Here is a 20,887-nt window from a genome sequence, read left to right as displayed (position 1 = left end):
AAAACGATTCAGCGACCGGCGCCGCGGAGCACACCCCGGATGTAGTCGCGGTTGAGGGCGGCGACCCCCAGACTGTCGGACCCGTAGTGCTCACACACGAAGACCCCGTCGAACCCGAGCTCCAGCGCCTGGCGGATCACGGCGCGATAGTTCACGACACCCTGCACCAGCGGTGTCGGGTGCGTGGCGTACGAGCCCGTCGCCGGATCCTCGTCCCGCGTGTAGTTCTTGATGTGCCAGAAGTTCGTCAGCGGCAGGACCTTCTCGAACATCGTCGGGATGTCCTCGATCGGCCGGTGCAGCCGCACCAGGTTGCCCAGATCCGGGTTGAGGCCGACGTTCTCCCGGTCGACGTCCTGCAGGAACCGGACCGCGAGGTCGGGTGTCCCGATGTACGTGTCCTCGTACATCTCCAGGCTGACCTGCACACCGAGCTCGCCGGCGTGGTCGGCGAGCTCACGGATGCGACGCACCGCGAGCTCGTACGTCGCCGTGTCGGAGAGATCGTCGTGGTGCCCGTCGGCCAGCCAGAACCACAGCGCCCGCTCCTGGGCAGGCGTCAGCGCCTGCATGAATCCGAAGTTGACGACCTCCGCACCGAGCTCCGGCGCACGATCGATGATCGTGTGGCCGAACCGCAGGTAGTCGTCCCCGTGCTGCGCGTCGATCACGCTCCTGCGCGTGGTCGACACCGACAGGACGGACAGCCCAGCCTCCTTCAGGACCGTGCGCAGCTCCCCGAAACGGGCATCGCTCAGCTCTCCGATCGACAGCCACGCATCGGTCGGGTCCACCTCCGTGAAGCCGAGGTCCGCGACCTGCTGGAGCTGGGAACGCCAGGACTCGGCCGGCGCATCGACGTTCGGGATGCCGTCCGCGGTCCTCGACCCGAAGGAAAGCATGTTGGCCGCGATGGGCCAGCTGTCGGCTGTGCGCATGTGATCTCCGTCGATCTGGGATGCCGGGTGGCATCTCGGTTGTCGTTCGATGGTTCGTGTAGAACGTTTTCTGCCGCCGAGCGGGGGTCGCGTCACCGCTTCCCCTACCCCGGCGGCAGTCTAGGACCGCGTCATTCTGACCAGGTCGGTCCGGGGCGGTGCCGTGGAGTCCCGGACGACGAGCGTGGTGGCGATCTCGATGTGGTGCGAGTCGACCGGGTTCCCGACGTGCAGCTGCTGGACCGTCAGGAGCGCCCTCCGGCCGATCTCCTCGAGGGGCTGCCGGACGGCGGTCAGCGGAGGGTTCGCCCAGGACGCGATCGGGGTGTCGTCGTACGCCACGAGACTGACGTCCTCCGGCACCAGGAGGCCCGTTCGACGAGCCGCCTCGAGCACCCCCATCGCCTGCGCGTCGCTGCCCGCGAAGATCGCCGTCGGCGGATCGGGCCGGCGGAACCACTCCTCCGCGACCTGCACGGCCTGGTCGTGGTCGAAACGGATGGGGCGGACGAGGTCCGGCTCGACCTCGACACCCTTCTGCCGGCAGTAGCTCAGGAACCCGTCGAGGCGGGCCACCGCGCTGATGGACTCGGCAGGGCCTGCGATGACCCCGATGTGCTGGTGCCCGAGCCCGACCAGGTGCTCCGCGGCGCTCCGCCCGCCGAGCCAGTTCGTCGAACCGACGGACACCACGCCCGCCTGGGCGAAGTCCAGCGGGTCGATCACCACGATCGGGATGCGCGCACGCGCGAGGCTCCCGTACACGTCCGGGCCGAGGCCCGAGGTCAGCACGATGGCGCCGATGTGCTCGGCGGCAGCGATGCGCTGCGCCCAGGCGGCGCTCGACTCCATCACCCCGCGCGACGACCTGTGCCGCACGCGCCCGACCACCACGTCGATGCTCAGCTCCTCCGCCGCGAGCACGACGCCACGCAGGATCTGCGTGGCGTAGGTGGTGTTGAGGATGTCGACCATGAGCTCGACCGTGCGCGCAGCGCTGGCGCGCGACGGCCCCCGGTAGCCGAGCTCGGTGATCGCGGTCTCGACCCGTTCGCGCGTTCCCTCGGCCACGTCCGGCCGGCCGTTGACGACCTTGGACGCGGTGGCCGTCGACACGCCCGCATGGGCGGCCACGGCGGAGAGATTAGGGCGCGCCGTCCCGGTCTTCTTCGTCAAGGCTGCCTCCTCGTTCCGACAGTTTCTATCGCGAATCCCCGAAAATCACAAGCATCTGCAGCCCGTGGACACGGCGCAGACGAGGGCCACTCCGCGATCGTAGCCCTCTTTACACCGCGTAGAGCATGCGGCTAGCCTGCAACGCGGTTTCTGAATAGTACCGAAACTTTTCGATAGATCCGAACCCGAGGAGCAAGTATGCTGAACGTCGCCCTGGTGGGAACCGGGAACATCTCGAGCTCACACCTGCTGGGCTACCTCCAGTTCCCCGAGCGGTGCCGCATCGTGGCGCTCTGCGACACGGTGCCTGCCAAGGCCGAGGCGAAGAAGCAGGAGCACGGGCTCGACGACGCGGTCGTCGTCTCGTCCCACGAGGCGCTCCTCGGCAGGGACGACATCGACCTCGTGACCGTGTGCACACCGCCGTCGACGCACGCCCGGATTGCGATCGACCTGCTGCACGCCGGGATGAACGTCGTCGTCGAGAAGCCCATGGCGCCGTCGCTCGCCGAGTGCGACGCCATGCTCGCCGCGGAGCGGGAGAGCGGCAAGCGGCTCTCGGTGATCGCGCAGAACCGGTTCCGGAACGACATCGCCACCCTCAAGGACGCGCTGGACTCGGGCCTCCTTGGCCCCGTCGCGCACTTCAGGACGGACTCCGCCTGGTGGCGCGGCCTGCCGTACTACGACCTGTCGTGGCGCGGTACCTGGCAGTCGGAGGGCGGCGGGCCCACCCTCAACCACGCGATCCACCACATCGACCTGGTGCTCTGGATGCTGGGTGCGCCCGAGGCGGTCACCGCGAGCATGACCAACGCGTGGCACGACAACGCCGAGGTCGAGGACCTGTCGGTGGCCCTCCTCCAGTACGACCGCGCCATCGCGCAGCTGACCAGCTCGGTGGTCCATCACGGCCAGGAGCAGGAGATCGTCATCCAGGGCAGGGACGCCTCCGTGTCCCAGCCCTGGTCCGTGCACGCCGAGACCACGCAGCCCAACGGCTTCCCGACGCCGGAGGGCAACACCGAGCTCGCCGAGCGCCTCGAAGCCATCGGGTCCGCGCACCGGCCGCTGCCCCACCTCGGGCACGCCGGGCAGATCGACGACCTGCTCAGCGCGCTGGAGACCGGCCGCCCGCCGGCCATCGGAGGCGAGGACGGCCGGCGCACCGTCGAGGTCGTGACCGCGATCTACCAGGCGGCCATCGAACGCCGGACGGTCGACCTGCCGATCCCGACCAGCAGCCCCTACTACACGGGTGAGGGCGTGCTCGGCAACGCCCCCCGCTACTTCGCCAAGAGCCGCTCGATCGACGACCTCGAAGGCACCATCACCGTCGGGGGCGAGCCGAGCCCGGCCGCCTGAGCCGGTCTTAGACGGCGAGCACACAGCACTCAGACACCCGACACCCGACACCCGACGAGAGAGCATCGATGAGCACAGCATTCGGCGGCAGCTACTCCCCTGACTCGATCCCTGCACCGGTAGTGGGTCCCGGTGAGTTCACCTTCGCGGTGATCGGCCTGGACCACGGCCACATCTACGGCATGTGCAACGGCCTGATCGGCGCGGGCGCGACCCTCGCGTCGGTCTACGACCCGGACCCCGCCAAGGTGGCGCAGTTCGTGGAGAGGTTCCCCCAGGCCCGCGTCGCACGCACCGAGGCGGAGGTGCTGGACGACGACGACGTCCGCCTGGTCGCCGGCGCAGCGGTGACGTCCGAACGGGCGGCCCTCGGCCTGCGGGTCATGGACGCGGGCAAGGACTACTTCACCGACAAGGCGCCCCTGACGACGCTCGAGCAGCTCGCCGCCGCCCGGGAGGCCGTCGCCCGCACGGGGCGCAAGTACGCCGTCTACTACTCCGAACGCATCCACGTCGAGACCGCCGTGTTCGCGTCCCAGCTGATCGAGGCCGGTGCGATCGGCAAGGTCGTCCAGGTGATGGGCACCGGCCCGCACCGTCTGTCGGCGGGCAACCGCCCGGACTGGTTCTTCGAGAAGGAGAAGTACGGCGGCATCCTGTGCGACATCGGCAGTCACCAGATCGAGCAGATCCTGCACTACACCGGGGCGAGCGACGCGACGGTGGTCCGCAGCCAGATCGCCAACTACGCGAACCCGGACCACCCCGGTCTGGACGACTTCGGTGACGCGATGCTCACCATGGACAACGGCGCCACGGGCTACTTCCGCTGCGACTGGTTCACCCCGGACGGCCTCCAGATGTGGGGCGACGGCCGGACGTTCATCCTCGGCACCGAGGGGTTCATCGAGCAGCGCAAGTACATGAACCTCGGCACGCAGGACGGCCCGGGCCACCTGTACCTGGCCAACGGCTCCGACGAGACGCACTTCGACGTGCACGGCAAGGTCGGCTACCCCTACTTCGGCCGGCTCGTGCTCGACTGCCTCGAACGCACCGAGAGCGCGATGACCCAGGAGCATGCGTTCAAGGCGGCCGAGCTCGCCGTGCGCGCCCAGCTTCAGGCCGTCGACCTGGTGCCACGACCGGCCCGGTGAGCGGCGTGACGCAGCACGAAGTACGGCTGGTCGGTCAGCGACTCCCCCAGCCCCGGCACCGTCCAGGCGTCGCCGGTCGGGCCGTGGACCGTGAAGTACAGCTGCACCGCGTACGCCGAGTCGGTGTCCGCCCCCGGTACCGCTGCACCGTGGCGGTGGCCCAGCGGGGTCATCGCCATGGTGGACCACTGCTCGCCCTGGTTGAGCCGGCGGTAGTGCAGGTCGATCGTGCAGTCGGCGTCGTCGAGGACGGCGACCTCCACGGGGACCGCCACGCCAGGGTCGAAGGTCTCCGGGACGGTGCACCGCACGACCGGACGGTACCCGCGGGCCGGGCCTGCGACGATCGCCCGGGCGGTCTCGGACCGGACCGGCGCCGCGGCCAGCTCCGCCTCGAGCTCGGCCAGGTCCTGCTCGACCGCCGGCAGCCGGTCGGACCAGTGCCCGCGCTCGGACGCCCGGTCGCCGAAGGCCAGGTCCGGGACGTAGACACCGTCCGTGAGCCCGACCACGGAGACGAACGCGTCGCGCGCGGCCCGGTAGTGCTCGACGGCGTCGAGCAGGTGGCCCGACGCGTGGGTGCGCTCGTACAACGCGTAGTCGAGGCCCGCCCGCGTCTTCTGGGCGAAGAACGTCCCGAGCGCGGCAAGGACCGCTACGTCGGTGGTCGTCCGGCGGAACTCCGGCGCGCCGGCGTCACCGCAGGCCGCGACCGCCGCGGCCAGGTGCCGGTCCGCCCTGCGGACGAGGTCCTCCAGCCACTCGGCGACGTCGACGGGTGTGTAGCGGCCGCTCGGTCTGCCGGAGAGGACCTCGTCGGCATACGTGTCGATCGACGCGAACAGCTCTGGGTCGAACGAGCTCACGGCGCCGACGGTCCCCGGCTCCGGCGTGTCGAACGCGTAGTGCTCGGACCTGCCGTGCTGGGCGAGCGGCATGTTCACGTACATCTCGGGCCAGTAGAAGTTGTTCGATGCACTGGGCCCGTGCGACGTGGTGACCAGGGGCAGCACGCGGCTGGCCGCACCGATGGCGGCGGCCAGGTCGTCCGCCGCCCTGCCGAACCGGCTGCTCAGGTACCGGAGCCAGGTCGACGGGTGCGCCTCCGGGTCGTACAGCAGCCGCCCCCACAACCGGTAGGTGTAGGCGTACTTGGTCCACGGGTCGCCGTCGAGCTGCAGGTCCCGGTCCGCGTACAGCTCGCGCGAGCCGTACGTGCCGGTGGTCTTGCGGCCGAGGAAGGAGAGCGGTTCGCAGAGCTCGACGCCACGCCCGCCGACCTGCGCCGTCGCCCTTGCGATCCCGGCGACCTGCTCGGGGTCGCCCCACAGGAGCACCCGCTGCGTGCCGGGCCAGATGCGGAACATGAACCCGTAGTCGCGGTCCGCACGGAGGAAGTCGCCGTACCCGTAGCGGGTGAAGCGCCGCTCGTTGCGGGTCACGCCGCTCAGCCCCTCGCGCGGTGGCCGGGCGCACTCCATCTCCCGCACGGACGACTGGTGGTACGGCAGCCCCCAGTGCTCGGCCCAGTACTTGGCGGACACGACGAGCGGCGCCCCCGTCGCGCGGGCGGCGTCGAGGATCCGCGCGTCGACCCCCTTCGCGTGCATGTCGATCTCGACCGGGCGGCCCACCTCTCGCACGCCGGCGAGCACCGTCCCCCAGAACTCGTGGGTCGGCTCGTGGACGCCGCCCTCGTAGTGCACGCGGATGGTGACGCCGTCGATGCCGGGGCAGCGCAGCAGCAGCTCGCGCAGCGCCGCCTGGCAGTACTCGGCGTGGTTGTCCGCACTCAGGCCGCTGACGCGGTAGTGCTGGCGCGGGCTGTCCGGGAACTCGTAGGCGTGGTTCCACAGGCCGAGCTGGAAATGGATCCCGCGACGGCCCGCCTCCTCGCTGATGAACCGCAGCGAGGCGAGGTTCGCCTCGCGCTCGCTCTGGTCCACGACGGCGACGTCGAACCCGGGGACAGCCACGAGAAAGGGGTAGGCGAAGGCCAGGTAGCTGTCCCGCACGTCCGGGTCGTGCGAGTAGTTGTACTGCATGCCGAGGGCGAGCTGGAGCCGGTTGATCCGGTGGGTGGCGAGGTGCGTCAGGTACTCGCGCCAGAAGTCGCGGTCGTGGAACCAGGACAGGTCCTGGACGTAGCTCGTCAGCGTGCGCAGCACGCTCCGGACCTCGGTGGCCGGCTGGTGCGCGCCGGCCGGCACGGCACGCAGGGCGGCAAGGACCGCGTCGCCGGCGTGGCCGCCCAGGGGGCCCTCGGCGTGCTCGGCGACGTCGGCCAGCTCCAGGAGTCCGTACGTCAGGCCGCGTTCGTCCGCTGCGACGACGACGAGCGCCGGGCCGGCGGGTGTGTCCACGTGCGCGATCACGAACGACTCCGGCGCCTGCGGCGGCTCAGCCACCAGGGCGGCGGCCTCCCCGCCCGTCAGGCCGGCGACGACGTGCAACGCGTCGTCGACGACGCCGGGCCCGTCGGTCGCCCGGACCCCACGTCCGGCGAGCACCGCCGTGAGGTGCTCGATCACCCAGGAGCCGGTGCGCGAGCGCAAGAGCTCGTGGTCGCAGGTCAGTCGGATCGCGGCCATTCGGTGGGTCCTCTCCTGGGTCGCCACCCGGGACCCGGGCACGCGACGTCGCTGGTGTCTGGCGCGCTCTACGGTGACGCGGCGGAGCACAGCTCTCAACGGACAACCTTCCACGGCCGGTGTGCAGGATTGCCCAGCCCCGCCCCGCGGGCCTGGGCAGGGAAGCTGGGTGCGGCATGATGTCGGCAGACGATCTTCGGTACTTCCTGGCGGTCGCGCAACGACGGCGGCTGGTTCGTGCGGCGGCCCAGCTCGGCGTCGACCACACGACCGTCAGCAGGCGGATCGGCGCCCTGGAGCGGGCGGTGGGGCAGCGCCTCTTCGACCGCACCGAGCAGGGCTGGCTGCTCACCGACGCGGGGCGGACGCTGCTCGAGCCCGCCGAGTCCGTCGACGGGGCCATCGCCCTGGCGGAGGAGCGGCTCGGCATCGGCGGGCCGACCCTGTCCGGAACCGTACGCATCACCTGTCCCGACGGGTTCGGGGCGTTCCTGCTCGCTCCGGCGCTCGGCGCGCTCAACGAGCGCTACCCCGACCTCGTCGTCGAGATGGTGACCGCCACCCAGCACCTGGACCAGGCGGTACGCGGGTTCGACGTCGCCGTGACCCTCGAGCAGCCCTCGTCGGCGCACTTCACGCACCGCCCCCTGACCGACTACATCCTGCGGCTGTACGCGACACCGGAGTACCTCGCCGCTCGTCCGCCGGTCGAGCGGTTCGAGGACCTCGCCGGGCACGTGGTGATCTTCTACGTCGACCACCTCCTCGACCTTCCGTCGCTGCGCCTGCTCCAGCGGCTGCCGCTGCAGCCCAACCTGCAGTCGACCAACGTCGTGGCGCAGTGGCAGGCGGCCGCAGCGGGCGTCGGGATCGCGCCGCTGCCGCAGTACATCGCCGGCAGCGATCCCCGGCTGGTGCCGGTGCTGCCGGAGCTGGTGTTCCGCAGGCGCTACTGGCTGGCGCTGCCCGCCGAGCACGCGCGGCTGGCGCGCGTGCGGGCGGTCATCGAGGTGCTCGCCGACGTGGTGGCGTCACGCAGGGACGACCTGGTCGGCCGTCCCGGCGGCGCCTGACCGAAGTAAGGAGATCGACCGGCAAGGTGGCCGGCCGTCATGAAAGGCGCAGTGTGTCGTCCACCGGAAAAGGCATCGGAAGGGCCCGCTGAAACGCCGTTCGGAATGCCGACGGCGGGCTGTGCAAATCTGCACACCGCTGGGACTTTCTGCGTATTGCCACGTCGCGCACAACGTCGGAACCATGGCAGTCGTCCGGACCCTCCGCAAAGCCGCCCAGCGGTCCGTGACGTGGGCTGTGCCCACCACGACAGCCCCACCACGACAGAGCCCCACCACGACAGCCCCACCACGACAGAGCCCCGACGAAGGAGTCGAGATGCACAACACGGCTGACACGATGCCAAGAGACCGGATGTCCCGGCGAAGCTTTCTCGGGATCGGTGGGATCGTCCTGCTGGGCGGGGGCGTCCTCGCCGGGTGCGCGGGCGGCAGCGGCCGGGCGGCCGCCGACGGTGTGATCGAGGGGACCGTGCGATTCGCGTGGTGGGGAAACGCCGCGCGGCAGGAGATCTACACCGAGTTCGCCAAGGGTTTCGAGGCGGTGGAGCCCGGCGTCACGGTCCAGGTCGAGCCGGCGGAGTACTCGGGCTACGTCGACCGTCTGTCGGTCCAGGCCGGCGGGCGGAACCTGCCCGACACGTTCTGGCTCCCCGCGAACCAGGCGGCGAGCTTCGCCGACTCCGGCGTGCTGAAGGACGTCGCCACGCTGCCCGACGGGGTGCTCTCGCTGAACGACATACCCGCCGCTCAGGTGTCGTCGTGGGAGATAGCCGGCAAGCAGGTGGCTCCGGTCTACAGCCAGTACAGCGTCTGCGTGCAGCTGGACCGGACGGCGTTCGAGAACGCCGGGATCAGCGGCCTGCCCGACGACGAGAGCTGGACCTGGGACGACCTGCACGACCTCGCGAAGGAGTACAGCGACGCGACCGGCGAGGACAGCTGGGGTATCTCGAGCCAGGCGTCGTTCTACCAGCACGCCCACATGTGGATCCGGCAGCACGGGGCAGAGGCCTTCGACGCCGACGGCAGCCTTGGCTTCGACGCCGACCTGCTGGCCGGCTGGTTCGAGTGGTGGAAGAAGGGCATCGACAGCGGTGCCGTCATGCCGACCGAGATCAGCGGGTCGGAGACCCAGTGGACCCAGACGGGGCACCGGACGGGCCTCTACCTCGTCCAGCTCAACCAGGTCCGCGACAACGCCACCTTCTCCGCGGACCACCAGCTGGAGCTGCTCAAGTACCCGGTCGAGCCCGGCCACCCCGACGACTACCAGTTCCGCTACTACACCCGGATCGCCATCGCGGAGACGTCCGCCAACGCCGAGGAGGCCGGCGCGTTCGTCAACTACATGCTGAACGACCCGAGCGGTGCCGAGATCGTCGGGATCGCCTCGGGCATCCCCGTGAACCCCAAGGTCGTGGACCGGATCCGTGAGGTCGGCGACGACATCGACAACCAGATCATCGACATGCAGGACCGCATCGACCAGCAGCCGATGCGGGAGCGGCCCGAGCCGCCGCCCGCCGGGGCCGACTGGCAGCTGCTCATCGAGACCGCCGCCGACAACATCTTCAACGGGGGCCAGGCGATCGACGAGGCCGTGCAGACGGCCCTGACCGAGCTGCAGACGCAGCTCGACCGCGGCTGAGCCGAAGGGGACCATTCTCGTGGCAGCACCGACCACCACCGTCGTCCGCGGACGAATCCCGCCTCGCACCCGACCACCCCGGCGCGCGCCCCGCGGCCGCGGGACCGGGGCCCGCCGCGGACGCTTCCGCGACCTCGCGGTACTCATGGGGCCGTGGACGATCGGCTTCGTGCTGCTCACCGCCGGGCCCCTCGTCGCGGCCGTGTACCTCTCGTTCACCGACTTCAACCTGCTCGGCAGCCCTGAGCTCGTCGGCGCCGACAACTACGTGCGGATGTTCACCGCGGACCCCCGGTTCTACCGGTCGCTCCTGGTGACCGGTACGTACGTTGCCGTCTCCGTGCCGCTGCAGCTCGCCCTCGCCCTGCTCCTCGCGCTCGTCCTCGACAACGGCGTGCGCGGGCTCTCCTACTACCGTGCGCTGTACTACCTGCCCTCGCTCATCGGCGGCAGCGTCGCGGTCGGGATCCTCTGGCGCACCGTGTTCGGCTACGAGGGCGGCTTCAACCAGGTGCTGCGGCTGCTCGGGTTCGAGAACCTCCCGAACTGGGTCGACAACCCCAGCACGAGCATCTGGACGCTGATCGCGCTGAACGTCTGGACGTTCGGGTCCCCGATGATCATCTTCCTCGCCGGGCTCCGGCAGATCCCCATGGAGCTGTACGAGCAGGCGTCCATCGACGGCGCCGGACCGCTCCGGAAGTTCTTCAGCATCACGCTGCCGATGCTCACGCCGCTCATCTTCTTCAACGTGATCCTGCAGACCATCAACGCCTTCCAGGCATTCACACCGGCACACGTCATCAGTGGCGGGACCGGGGGCCCGGCCAGGGCCGGTCGGTTCGTTTCGGTTCTGTTATCTGACCAGGGCGAATGTTCGCTCGGGCTGGCGGTAGCAAGCCTGGGTCGTGGTGGTCACGGGTAGCCCGGCGAGGTGGATCAGGCTGATCGCGGTCGAGCGCAGCAGTGTCCATAGGCGGGTCGTGTTCGCTCGTCGGGTGGTGTGGCGGTCCTCGTCGAAGACGACGTCGCGGATCCAGTGCAGGCGGTTCTCGATGCCCCACCGGGCGCGGATCACGTGCGCGATCTGGGCGAACGTCGCCTGTTCAGGGCCGAGGCTCGTGACGTAGAACAGCACCGTGGTCGATGCTCGGCCGCCACTGGAGGGCTTGCGGGTGGCGGTGACGCGGATCGCCTGCCGGGCCCCGGGCAGAGACAGCCCGCCGCCGAGAACCCCGGCCGGGGTCGTGATCTCCACGACCTGGTAGGCGCGGGACTCGACCCGCCCGTGCGTCGTGGCGCTGGTGGTGACGGTGACCGGGACCTGGCCCCAGGGGATCTCACCGACCTCGGCCTGCAGCAGCGACCTGTTCGCCTTGACCGCCAGGACGTAGTGCGCGCCCCGGGCGCGCAGATACGACGCCGTCGACCTGGTGGTGTGGGCGGCGTCGCCGGTAACGACCCACCCGCTGATCGACCCGACCTGGTCCAGCGCGACCTGCACCGCGGCGCCCTCCCCGCCCTTGCCCGCCCGGGGGTCGACCTCGGCGGTGGCCAGCACCACCCCGGGGTCCGGGGCGAACACCGCCAGCTGCATCGGCGGTGCACCGTCCGCCGCGCGCCGGTCGTGCCGCGCACCCCGCAACGCCTTGCCGTCCACCGCCACATGCACCAGAGGCTCCTCGACCCAGCCCGCGCCGCCCTCACCGGTGGCCGTGGCCAGCCGGTCGGCGAGCCACCCGGCTATCACCTCGGCCACCACGGCCATGTCGATTCCGGCCATCACACCCGCCAGCGTCGAGCGGACCGGGAGCCGGCCCCGGCCGAAGCCCAGCCCGAGGACCACCGCCGGCGCCAGGTCACCGGCCCACGCGACCGCCGAGCGCAGGCTGCGGCACCCCGCGAGCGTGGCCAGGACCAGCAGCGCGAGCATCGACGCCAGCGAGTACTGCCGAGCCTCACGCCGACGCGGGTCCCCGACCGACTCGAGCACCGTGACCAGAGAGCCGAGCGCGGCCCTGGCTTCCAGCATCCCGTCCAGGTCCGGTCGCTGGAGCAGGTAGCGGTCGACGGCAGGGCTCAGCGAAGATAGCGACATCGGGCATGGTCCTTCGGGGAAGACGGCAGCGTAGAGAACTCCCATCCTCCCTGGCCAGGGCCATGCCCGACCCCGCTACCGACCACCACGCCCCATGATCAAGCCCACGTCTCGCCCACCGAGAACCGACCAGCCCTGGGGCCCGGCGGACTCGACGATGTTCTACACCCTTTATCTCTACATCGAGGGATTCACCAGGTTCAACATGGGATACGCGTCCGCGATGGGCTGCGTTCTGCTCGCGCTGATCGGCGTCCTGACCGCCCTGAACTTTCTCTTCTCACGATTCTGGGTCTTCTACAATGACTGAGCCGATGACGGCCGCAGAGCCGACGCAAAGAACCGGGCCGACGCAAAGGACGACGAGCGGCGCCGCGAGGGCCGCGCGGAGGAATGGCCGCAAGAAGACGTTCCGCGGCACCCGGCAGGTCAAGCACCTCGTGCTCCTCGTCGGTGCGCTCGTGATGCTCTACCCACTCCTGTGGCTGCTCAAGAGCACCGTCACGCCGGAGGACCAGATCCTGAGCTCCTTCTCGATCGTCCCCTCCGGGTTCACCGGCGAGAACTTCGCGCAGGGCTGGGCCTCCGGTGCGGCCGGCGGCTTCCCGTCCTACATCGTCAACTCGCTGATCGTCGTCGTCGGGTGCGTGATCGGGAACCTGGTGTCCTGCTCGCTCGCCGCGTACGCCTTCGCACGCCTCGAGTTCCGGTTCAAGAACACGATGTTCGCGCTCATGCTCGCCGGGATCATGCTCCCGTACCACGTGATCGCCGTGCCGCAGTACGTCGAGTTCTCCGAGGCCGGGCTGGTCGGGACGTTCTGGCCCCTGATCCTGCCGAAGCTGCTCGCGACCGACTCGTTCTTCATCTTTCTGATGGTCCAGTTCCTGCGCGGCCTGCCGAAGGAGCTCGACGAGGCAGCGGCGCTCGACGGCGCAGGCCCGCTGCGGACCTTCGTGAGCGTGATCCTGCCGCTCATGCGGCCCGCGCTCATCACGACGACCATCTTCACGTTCATCTGGAACTGGAACGACTTCTTCTCGCCCCTGATCTATCTCACGGACCCGACGCAGTACACGGTTCCCATCGGGCTGAACTCCCTCGTGAGCAGCGAGTCCGGGGCGGGCCTCGGACCGCTCTTCGCGATGTCGGTGGTCTCCCTGGTTCCCGTGGTGGCGTTCTTCATCTTCACGCAGCGCTACATCATCCGCGGTATCGCGACGACGGGGCTCAAGGGCTGACCGGCTACCCAGGGCCCCCCGACGTGGTGACGGTCGCGTCGCGCAGGAACTCCGGGTGCAGCTCGATGCCCCAGCCCGGCTCCGTGGGGAGCGCTACCTGGCCGTCGTGGACCTGCGGCATCGGCCCGTAGAGGTGCCGGGTCCACGGCGTGTCCTCGATGCTCCACTCCTGGCGCTGGAAGCACGCAGGCGCTGCCGCCGCCAGATGCAGCGAGAAGACCTGGAGCAGCGAGTCGTTCGCGCAGTGCGGGGTGCAGGGCAGCCCCACCGCCTCGGCCAGCACGGCGACCTTCCGCGCACGGGAGACACCGCCGAGGTAGCCGATGTCCGGCTGGATGATGTCCACGGCACCGGTGGTCAGGAGCCGGTGGAACTGCGGGAGCAGGGTGTCCTGCTCCCCGCCCGACACCGGGATGTCGAGCGCGGCGGTCACCCGGACCAGCTGCTCGACGTCGCCGAAGGGCACCGGCTCCTCGAAGTGGAAGTAGCCGTGCTCCTCGAGCAGACGTCCCACCTGCACCGCTCGACCGGGCGAGTACCCACCGTTCGCGTCGGCACTGATCGCGACGTCGGGACCCAGCACCTGGCGCATGAGCGGGACGAGCTCCTCCGTGCGGCCGGGGGCGGCGTCGGTGTCACGCCCCATCGCATCGCCCACGCGGATCTTCACGCCGCCGAACCCGTGCTCCTGCACCAGGGCGGCGAGCCGGTCGGCCTCCTGTGCCGGCGATGTCGACCGCAGCATGCTCGACGCGTACACGGGCACCCGCGGCCTGGCCTGGCCACCGAGGAGCTTGTACACCGGGACCCCTGCCGACTTGCCCAGGATGTCCCAGCACGCGGTGTCCACGCCCGCCAGTGCCCGCAGGATGAAGCTCGACGGGAACTTGTAGGTCTCGCGCAGGCATCCGTCGACCAGGGCCTCCACGTCCCAGGGGTCGCGGCCGAGGAAGAACCGGGCCACCACGGCGTGCAGCACGTGCGCGGTGGTCTCGGCCTGGTACGGCGCGGACTGCCCGATGCCGACCACGCCGTCGTCCGTCCGGACCCGCACGACGACGATGTTGTCCCGGACGAGCGACTCGACCGACTCGATTCTCATGCGTCCTCCCGGGCGTGCAGCCCAGTTCCGCTCAGTTCTGCCCAGTTCTGCCCAGTTCCGCTAGAGCCATGCTTCCGTACCGTGGAAACTGAACTCTGCCAGGCGACATTCAATCGATTCGAGCACCCAGCGTCAACCGTGTGCGCCGGTCCGGTCCCTGCCCAGCAGGTGGCGGAGGGCCGGCTCGAGCGTCGGGTGCCTGAACCGGTGCCCCGTCGCGAGCAGGGCCGCGGGGAAGACGCGCTGGCTGGCCTCGGCGAGCTCGTCCGCCCCGGCACGGCCGAGCAGGAGCCGCGGCCCCAGGCTCGGCACCGGCAGCACCGCCGGCCGGTGCAGCACACCGGCCAGGGTCGCGGTGTACTCGGTGTTGCGGACCGCTCCGGGTGCCACGGCGTTGACGGGGCCGGACAGCGCGCTGTCGTAGAGGGCCCGGTGGTAGACGTCCACGAGGTCGTCGATGCCGATCCAGGACTGCCACATCCTGCCGTCACCGAGCCGGCCGCCGAGCCCGGTGGCGAACAGGGGGTAGAAGAGCCGTAGCGTGCCACCGCGTGGCGACTGCACCAGCCCGGTGCGGACGTTGACCACGCGGAGCCCGGCCTGCGCAGCGCCGGCGGTCGCCTGTTCCCAGTCGGCGACGACGTCGGCGAGGAAGCCGTCACCCCGGGCGCTGGTCTCGTCGAGCACCTCGTCGCCGCGGTCCGCACCGTAGTACCCGATCGCCGAGGCACAGACGAAGACCTTCGGCCCGTCGCCGGTGCGCCCGGCGAGCTCGGCGAGCGCTCGGGTGGGTCCGATCCGGGAGCCGCGGACCGCGGTGCGGTGCTTCTCGGTGAACCGGCCCGCTATCGACGCACCGGCGAGGTGCACCACCGCGTCCACCCCGCGCAGCAGGTCGTCCGCAGGCGCGTCCGGGTCCCAGTGCCGCTCGTCGGGCCCGCCCGGTCGCCCGCGCACCAGCCGCACCACGCGGTGGCCCGCGGTGGTCAGGAACGGCACCAGGGCGCTGCCGACCAGCCCGCGGCTTCCGGTCATCGCGACCACCATGGGCCGGTCGCCGCTGTTCCGGGCGGTCGCCTGTGCCGCCAGGTCCATGCCGAGCTGCCGGTGCCGGTAGGCGAACATCGCTCGCAGCAGGGCCGGGGGCACTGTGGTCTCCACCCGGTCGGTGACGCGGGTCCACGGCCCCTCGTCCTGGAACTCGTGCGTGTGCCGCCATCGGATGCCCCACCGCAGCGGCGCGGAGACCAGCTCGTCGACGAACCGGGCCGGCGGAACGCACGCCGAGTGCCGGGCGACCCACCGCAGGCCGAGCGGAAAGCCCAGCACCGCCTCGCCGTCCGCCAGCGACGTCGCCTCCCGGACGATCCGCACGGGCAGCCACGGTGGCGTCAGCCGCGTGACCGCGCCGGGGCGTTCGTGCCAGGCGAAGACGTCGGACCGGGGCAGCCCGACGACGCTCGACCAGGTCTGGGGCCTCACCGGGGTCATGACACCGCGTAGAGCGCCAGGTCCCGTGCCTGGCTCACGAACCACGGGGAGAACGCCCAGGGTGCTGCGCGGAGCGCGTCCCCCAGCGGACCGGGGTCGGTCCACCGGGCCTCCATGACCTCGTCGGGGTTCGGCAGGGGCTCCTCGTCGGTCACGGCCAGGTAGACGGGGCACACCTCGTTCTCCACGACTCCCGTGGCGTCGACGGCGCGATACCGGAACTCGGGCAGCACGACGCGGATGCTGTGCAGGGACAGGCCCAGCTCGTCCTCGCCGCGTCGGACGACGGCGTCCTCCATCGCCTCGCCCGGCTGCGGATGACCGCAGACGGAGTTGGTCCAGACACCGGGCCAGGCGCGTTTGCCCAGGGCACGGCGGGTGACCAGCACCTGACCCGCTGCGTTCAGCACGTGGCACGAGAACGCCAGGTGCAGCGGCGTGCTCTCCGAGTGCACGACGCTCTTGAGCTCCGAGCCGATCGGCGTACGGTCCTCGTCCAGCAGGACGACTCTCTCCGTCGTCATCTGTCCTCCTCCATCGATGTGGCCAGCCCGGGCCATCTTCCGGCACAGCAGGCATTCAGCCCAGCCCTGGAAGCGGCATCGTCCGGCGGGGATCAGCGGGCCAGCCGCTCCACGACGGCGCCGTAGAGCCACGGCGCTCGCGACGCCGCCGGCACGATAGCCCTGCGGGCGGGGCTCGAGGCCCAGGCGAGCAGCCCCGTGGTGAGCGCACGGTAGTCCCGCGTCACCGCCCGCCACGCGCGCTCGTACGCGTCGGCGTCAGCAAGGTGGCGGACCGCTGCGTCCGCCTGGGCGAGCCCGACCCGGACACCCTCACCGGTCAGCGCGTCGACGTAGCCGGAGGCGTCCCCGACGAGCCGCACGCGCCCGGCGGACCGCCGCCGCGACCGGCGCCGCAGCGGACCGGCCCCGAGCAACCGCCCGGCGCTCGTCGCGGGCGCGAGCCGCGCGCTCAGCTCGGGGAACTGGGTACGCAGCAGGTCGTCGAACCCCGCGCCGGACACGGCTCGGGGCCCGAGCAGCGCGACGCCGACGACGCCGGTGGCGACGGGCGTCACGTAGGCCTCGGCATGCGGCGACCAGTGCACCTCGACGAGGTCGCTCCACGGTGCGACCTCGAAGTGCCTGCGCAGCCCGTACCGGTTCGGCACCGGCCGCCCACCGCGCTGCCCGGTCCCGGCGTCCAGCCCCGCGAGCCGCCGGACCATGGAGTGCAGGCCGTCGCACCCGAGCACCCAGCCGGCACGGAGCCTGACCGGTGCCCGCTCCTCGCCGGTCTCGCCGGCCCGCGATCCGGGCACCACCTCGACCTCGACACCCGCCGCGTCCTGCCGCAGGGCCGTGACCCGCCCGTACAGGAGCGGTGCGCCGACGGCGGCGGCGCGCTCCCCCAGCGCCACGTGCAGCGCGGTGCGCCGGACCCCTCGGCCCGGCCCGGTGACGAACCGGTGGTCGGCGTGCCGGCCAGGTGCCCGGTAGCTGATCCCGGTCAGCGGATGGCCCGGCGGGTCGGCGCCGAGCGCCTGCACGGCCCGCAACGCGCCGGGGAGGAGCCCTTCTCCGCAGGCCTTGTCGAGGGTGCCGGTTCTCCGGTCGACGACCAGCACGTCGAGCCCGGCGGCCCGTGCGTGCACCGCCGCCGCGAGCCCGACCGGCCCTGCGCCCACCACCACGACGTCCGCGTCCCGCAAGCCTCTGCCGTCGGCCATCCTGCTCACCGCGCCCCGCGTGCGGCCGGCTGGAGCGCCCGTTCCTCCGCCGGGATGCGGAAGCGGGCGAGCAGCACCAGGTTCAGCGCCGTGAACACCAGGGCCGTGACCCAGGAGGTGTGGACCAGCGGCAGCGCGACGCCCTCGAGCACCACGGCCACGTAGTTGGGGTGCCGCACCCACCGGTACGGGCCGGCGGACACGAGCGGCAGGCCGGGGACCACGATGATGCGGGTGTTCCAGCGGTGCCCCAGCGTGGCCACGCACCACCACCGCAGCGCCTGGCTCGCCAGCACGAGGACGAGCATCGGCCAGCCGAGCCACGGCAGGAACGGCCGGTCGGCGAGCACCGCCTCGGCGACGCACGCCACGAGGAGCCCGCTGTGCAGGACGACCATCGCGGGGAAGTGCCCCTGCCCGGTCTCGACACCGCCGCGGGCGAACGACCAGCGGGCGTTGCGGGTCGACACGACGAGCTCGGCGAGGCGCTCGACCGCCGTGGCACCGACGAGTGCGACATAGAGCCAGAGCATCAGCGGCCCTCCAGCTGCAGCAGGACGAGCTCGCACGACACGCCCGGGCCGAAGGCCATGAGCACGGCGAGCGAACCGGACGGGGCTTCGGAACGCGCGAGGGTCCTGGCCAGGACGTCGAGGACCGACGCGGACGACAGGTTGCCGGCGGCGGCGAGGCTCGCCCGGCTCTCCCGGACGGCGTGCTCGGACAGCCCGAGGGCGTCCCGCACGGCGTCGATCACCCGTGGCCCGCCCGCGTGCACCACCCAGGTGGGCACCTCGGCCGGGGTGATGTCGTGCTCGGCGAGCAGATCCTTCACGTCGGCGAGCAGGTGCGCGCGCAGGAGGTCCGGCAGCCCGGCGGAGAGCACTATCGCGAACCCGGTGTCGCGCACCTCCCAGCCGAGCGCGGCAGTGGTCCCTGGGTACAGCCGCGAGCGGGTGTCGACGACCCGGGCCGTACGGCGCTGCCTGCCCCCACCTGTCGACCGCGGCTGCGCCAGCGGATGGCCCGCACCCACGACGACGACGGCCGCCGCACCGTCACCGAACAGACCGGAGGCCACCATGTTGGCCGTGGAGTCGTCGCCGTGCTGGAGCGTCAAGGAGCACAGCTCGACGGACACCAGGAGCGACACGTCGCCCGGCCGGCCCCGCAGATGGTCGTGCACGCGCGCGAGCCCTCCGGCGCCCCCGGCGCAGCCGAGACCGAACGACGGCGTGCGCCGCACCCCGCTCCGCAGACCGAGGCGCTCGGCGAGCAGCACGTCCAGGGACGGCGCGGCCACCCCGGTCACCGAGGTCGCGAACACGTGGTCGACGTCGCCCGGCTCGAGCCCCGCGGCGGCCAGCGCGCGCCGGGACGCCTCCTCGGCCAGCACGGCACCCTCGCGCACGAAGACGGCGTTGGTGGCGCCGAGGGAGCGCAGTCCCCCGTACTCCTCGAGCGGCAGCACCAGGTGGCGGCGGCGCACGCCGGCGTTCGCGTGCAGGCGGCGCAGCAGCGCGGTACGTGCCGGGTCCGGCGCCACCAGGGGCCCCACGACCTCCGTGATCGCCTCCTGGGCATACCCGTTCCCCGGCAGGACCGGCTCGACCGCCACGACGCGCGACATCTACGCATCGTGACCCAGGACCGGTCCGCCCGCGCGGGGAGAACATGCCACGACTAGCGTTCCGCCCATGACGCCCGGCCAGGAAACCCGCAGGCTGGCCCGTGGGCTCGTGCGCGCGAGCCATGCAGCTCCGGCAGCCGTCGTGACCGGCCTGGCCGGTGCCCTCGCAGCGGCCCTGGGCTCCGGATGGGTCACCGTCACGCTGGTCACCGTTGCGGTCGGGACCGGCCAGCTCTCCGTCGGATGGTCCAACGACTGGATCGACGCCGCACGCGACGTCGCCGTCGGCCGTACCGACAAGCCGGTCGTCGCAGGGCTCGTCACCGCCCGCACCCTGCGCCTCGCCGCCCTCGTGGCACTCGCCGTGTGCGTCCTCGCGTCGCTCGCTCTGGGGCTCGCCCCCGGGGCCGCCCACCTCGTGGCGGTGGCCGGCGCGTGGGCGTACAACGCCCGGCTCAAGCAGACCGTCTGGTCATGGCTGCCCTATGCGCTCTCGTTCGCGCTGCTGGCCGTCGCCGTGGTGCTCGCGGCGCCGGGAGATCGGGTCCCGGCCGGCTGGGCGGTGGCAGCGGCGGCACTGCTGGGCGTCGGCGCACACGTCGCGAACACCCTGCCCGACCTCGAGGACGACGCGTCGACGGGCGTGCGCGGGCTGCCGCACCGGCTCGGTCGCCGGGCGTCCGGCGTGCTCGCCCCTGGCCTGCTCGTGGCCGCCGTCGCCGTGGTGGTCGCCGGCCCCGCCGGCCCCCCGGGCCCCGTTGCCTGGATCGGTGGCGCGGCCGCCGTCGGCCTGGCCCTCGCCGCAGGTGTCAGCACCGTGGCCCGGCCGCACAGCCGCGCGCCGTTCGGCCTCAGCCTGGGGGTCGCCGTGCTCTGCGTGGTCCTGCTTGGCCTTGCCGCTGCCGATATCGCGGTTCCCCGGTGACCGGGACCACCGTGTGCGTTCTACCCAGCGATCGGGCCCGGACTCACGCCGAGTTCGGGCCCGATCCCTGGGGTACACGCGCACGAGGACGGAACGGGGCGGATCAGTGCTGCCGCTGCGCGCCGCCCGGGGCGTCGACGTGCTTGCGGGGCCAGAGCGCGATGGCCAGGCCTGCCGCGACGCTCAGGATGTGCAGCCAGTTGTCCGCCATGTTGATGTTCAGGATGTTGATGTCCGGATTGTTGACCGCGAACAGGCCGTACACGAAGGCCGCGCCGTACCCGACGACGAGCAGCCAGCCGAACGTCCGTGCCCTGCCGGGGGTGGACCACATGGTCAGCCCCAGGATCCCGATCAGGAGGTGCACGATGTTGTGCAGCGGGTTGATCGCGAAACCGAGCAGGGTCTGGTCGTGGTCGTGCTCGGCGAAGCCGTCGAACCCGGTCACGAAGAACCCGGCGATACCTACCAGGAGGTAGACGGCGCCTATGACGAGGGCGAGCCGCTGAAACGGCGCCCGGGTGGCCGTCGAGGACGTGGACTGCGTCATGATGCTTCTCCATTCGGTGTTGTCATGCACGTACGGCTCACGGTCGAGCCGAGCCGCTCGGTCGCGGCACGGGTCGTACAGGGTGTTCGGAGCAGTGCCGGAAATGGATGTGCCGGAAGTGGATGTGCCGAAAGTGGATGTGCCGGGACCGGACGGGAGTGGCCGGG

General features: G+C 71.4%; 18 protein-coding genes and 1 pseudogene. 8 read left to right on the top strand and 11 right to left on the bottom strand.

Annotation, left to right across the window (positions count from 1 at the left end; translation table 11 throughout):
- Positions 1–8: 8 nt before the first annotated feature.
- Both ACFS27_RS15355 and ACFS27_RS15350 read right to left on the bottom strand, forming a co-directional pair.
- Positions 9–938 (bottom strand): sugar phosphate isomerase/epimerase family protein, encoded by a 930-nt coding sequence (locus tag ACFS27_RS15355; RefSeq protein ID WP_377184494.1) that lies wholly within the window; start codon positions 936–938, stop codon positions 9–11.
- A 120-nt stretch (positions 939–1,058) separates the two neighbouring features.
- A complete protein-coding gene (locus tag ACFS27_RS15350) occupies positions 1,059–2,114 on the bottom strand; it encodes a LacI family DNA-binding transcriptional regulator (protein ID WP_377184492.1) in 1,056 nt (351 codons plus the stop codon).
- A 198-nt stretch (positions 2,115–2,312) separates the two neighbouring features.
- Here ACFS27_RS15350 and ACFS27_RS15345 point away from each other — a divergent pair, with 198 nt between their 5' ends.
- Complete coding sequence (locus ACFS27_RS15345; protein WP_377184490.1) at positions 2,313–3,479, top strand: Gfo/Idh/MocA family protein; 1,167 nt, start codon at positions 2,313–2,315, stop codon at positions 3,477–3,479.
- Positions 3,480–3,547: 68 nt separating this feature from the next.
- Positions 3,548–4,636 (top strand): Gfo/Idh/MocA family protein, encoded by a 1,089-nt coding sequence (locus tag ACFS27_RS15340; RefSeq protein ID WP_377184488.1) that lies wholly within the window; start codon positions 3,548–3,550, stop codon positions 4,634–4,636.
- Here the strand turns inward: ACFS27_RS15340 and ACFS27_RS15335 are convergent.
- Positions 4,600–7,227, bottom strand: a complete 2,628-nt coding sequence (locus ACFS27_RS15335) for a hypothetical protein (RefSeq protein ID WP_377184486.1) — start codon at positions 7,225–7,227, stop codon at positions 4,600–4,602. The two genes, ACFS27_RS15340 and ACFS27_RS15335, sit on opposite strands and share 37 nt — an antisense overlap.
- 176 nt (positions 7,228–7,403) lie before the next feature.
- Here ACFS27_RS15335 and ACFS27_RS15330 point away from each other — a divergent pair, with 176 nt between their 5' ends.
- The 3 genes from ACFS27_RS15330 to ACFS27_RS15320 all read left to right on the top strand — a co-directional run bounded on the left by ACFS27_RS15330 (position 7,404) and on the right by ACFS27_RS15320 (position 10,876).
- The gene (locus ACFS27_RS15330) at positions 7,404–8,300 is read left to right on the top strand and encodes a LysR family transcriptional regulator (RefSeq protein WP_377184484.1); all 897 of its coding nucleotides are present in this window, start codon (positions 7,404–7,406) and stop codon (positions 8,298–8,300) included.
- 319 nt (positions 8,301–8,619) lie between these two features.
- Positions 8,620–9,951: an ABC transporter substrate-binding protein gene (locus ACFS27_RS15325; protein ID WP_377184482.1), complete on the top strand. Its 1,332-nt coding sequence runs from the start codon at positions 8,620–8,622 to the stop codon at positions 9,949–9,951.
- 19 nt (positions 9,952–9,970) lie between these two features.
- Positions 9,971–10,876: a carbohydrate ABC transporter permease gene (locus tag ACFS27_RS15320; RefSeq protein ID WP_377184480.1), complete on the top strand. Its 906-nt coding sequence runs from the start codon at positions 9,971–9,973 to the stop codon at positions 10,874–10,876.
- Here ACFS27_RS15320 and ACFS27_RS15315 read toward each other — a convergent pair.
- A complete protein-coding gene (locus ACFS27_RS15315; protein WP_377180613.1) occupies positions 10,808–12,049 on the bottom strand; it encodes an ISAs1 family transposase in 1,242 nt (413 codons plus the stop codon). The genes ACFS27_RS15320 and ACFS27_RS15315 overlap by 69 nt on opposite strands.
- Before the next feature lie 139 nt (positions 12,050–12,188).
- Between ACFS27_RS15315 and ACFS27_RS15310 the strand changes: the two are divergent.
- Together ACFS27_RS15310 and ACFS27_RS15305 are read left to right on the top strand one after the other, a co-directional pair.
- Positions 12,189–12,359 (top strand): annotated as a pseudogene (locus tag ACFS27_RS15310) (ABC transporter permease); the annotation flags it as partial.
- Positions 12,360–12,363: 4 nt separating this feature from the next.
- On the top strand, positions 12,364–13,290 hold the full coding sequence (locus ACFS27_RS15305) for a carbohydrate ABC transporter permease (protein WP_377184478.1): 927 nt from the start codon (positions 12,364–12,366) through the stop codon (positions 13,288–13,290).
- A 4-nt stretch (positions 13,291–13,294) separates the two neighbouring features.
- Here ACFS27_RS15305 and ACFS27_RS15300 read toward each other — a convergent pair whose 3' ends face one another.
- The 6 genes from ACFS27_RS15300 to ACFS27_RS15275 all read right to left on the bottom strand — a co-directional run bounded on the left by ACFS27_RS15300 (position 13,295) and on the right by ACFS27_RS15275 (position 19,245).
- A complete protein-coding gene (locus ACFS27_RS15300; RefSeq protein WP_377184476.1) occupies positions 13,295–14,392 on the bottom strand; it encodes a mandelate racemase/muconate lactonizing enzyme family protein in 1,098 nt (365 codons plus the stop codon).
- Between the two features lie 132 nt (positions 14,393–14,524).
- Positions 14,525–15,874, bottom strand: coding sequence for a TIGR01777 family oxidoreductase (locus ACFS27_RS15295; protein WP_377184474.1), 1,350 nt, complete (start codon positions 15,872–15,874; stop codon positions 14,525–14,527).
- A gap of 5 nt (positions 15,875–15,879) precedes the next feature.
- A complete protein-coding gene (gene idi, locus ACFS27_RS15290) occupies positions 15,880–16,407 on the bottom strand; it encodes an isopentenyl-diphosphate Delta-isomerase (protein ID WP_377184472.1) in 528 nt (175 codons plus the stop codon).
- Positions 16,408–16,499: 92 nt separating this feature from the next.
- On the bottom strand, positions 16,500–17,615 hold the full coding sequence (locus ACFS27_RS15285; protein WP_377184470.1) for an NAD(P)/FAD-dependent oxidoreductase: 1,116 nt from the start codon (positions 17,613–17,615) through the stop codon (positions 16,500–16,502).
- A 5-nt stretch (positions 17,616–17,620) separates the two neighbouring features.
- Positions 17,621–18,148 (bottom strand): isoprenylcysteine carboxyl methyltransferase family protein, encoded by a 528-nt coding sequence (locus ACFS27_RS15280; protein WP_377184468.1) that lies wholly within the window; start codon positions 18,146–18,148, stop codon positions 17,621–17,623.
- Entirely contained in the window at positions 18,148–19,245 is a 1,098-nt protein-coding gene (locus ACFS27_RS15275; protein ID WP_377184466.1) for a type III polyketide synthase, read from the bottom strand. The genes ACFS27_RS15280 and ACFS27_RS15275 overlap by 1 nt, the downstream gene beginning before the upstream one ends.
- Positions 19,246–19,312: 67 nt before the next feature.
- On the opposite strand from ACFS27_RS15275, the gene ACFS27_RS15270 reads away from it, so the two are divergent.
- Entirely contained in the window at positions 19,313–20,170 is an 858-nt protein-coding gene (locus tag ACFS27_RS15270; protein WP_377184464.1) for a UbiA family prenyltransferase, read from the top strand.
- 103 nt (positions 20,171–20,273) lie between these two features.
- Here ACFS27_RS15270 and ACFS27_RS15265 read toward each other — a convergent pair whose 3' ends face one another.
- The gene (locus tag ACFS27_RS15265) at positions 20,274–20,720 is read right to left on the bottom strand and encodes a DUF4383 domain-containing protein (protein WP_377184462.1); all 447 of its coding nucleotides are present in this window, start codon (positions 20,718–20,720) and stop codon (positions 20,274–20,276) included.
- Positions 20,721–20,887 lie beyond the last annotated feature (167 nt).

The sequence above is a fragment of the Promicromonospora vindobonensis genome, from assembly GCF_042685865.1.
In the GTDB taxonomy this organism is placed as follows: Bacteria; Actinomycetota; Actinomycetes; order Actinomycetales; family Cellulomonadaceae; genus Promicromonospora; species Promicromonospora vindobonensis.
The sequence above is the reverse complement of the archived record's forward strand: the minus strand, read 5'-3'. Positions and strand labels throughout refer to the sequence as shown.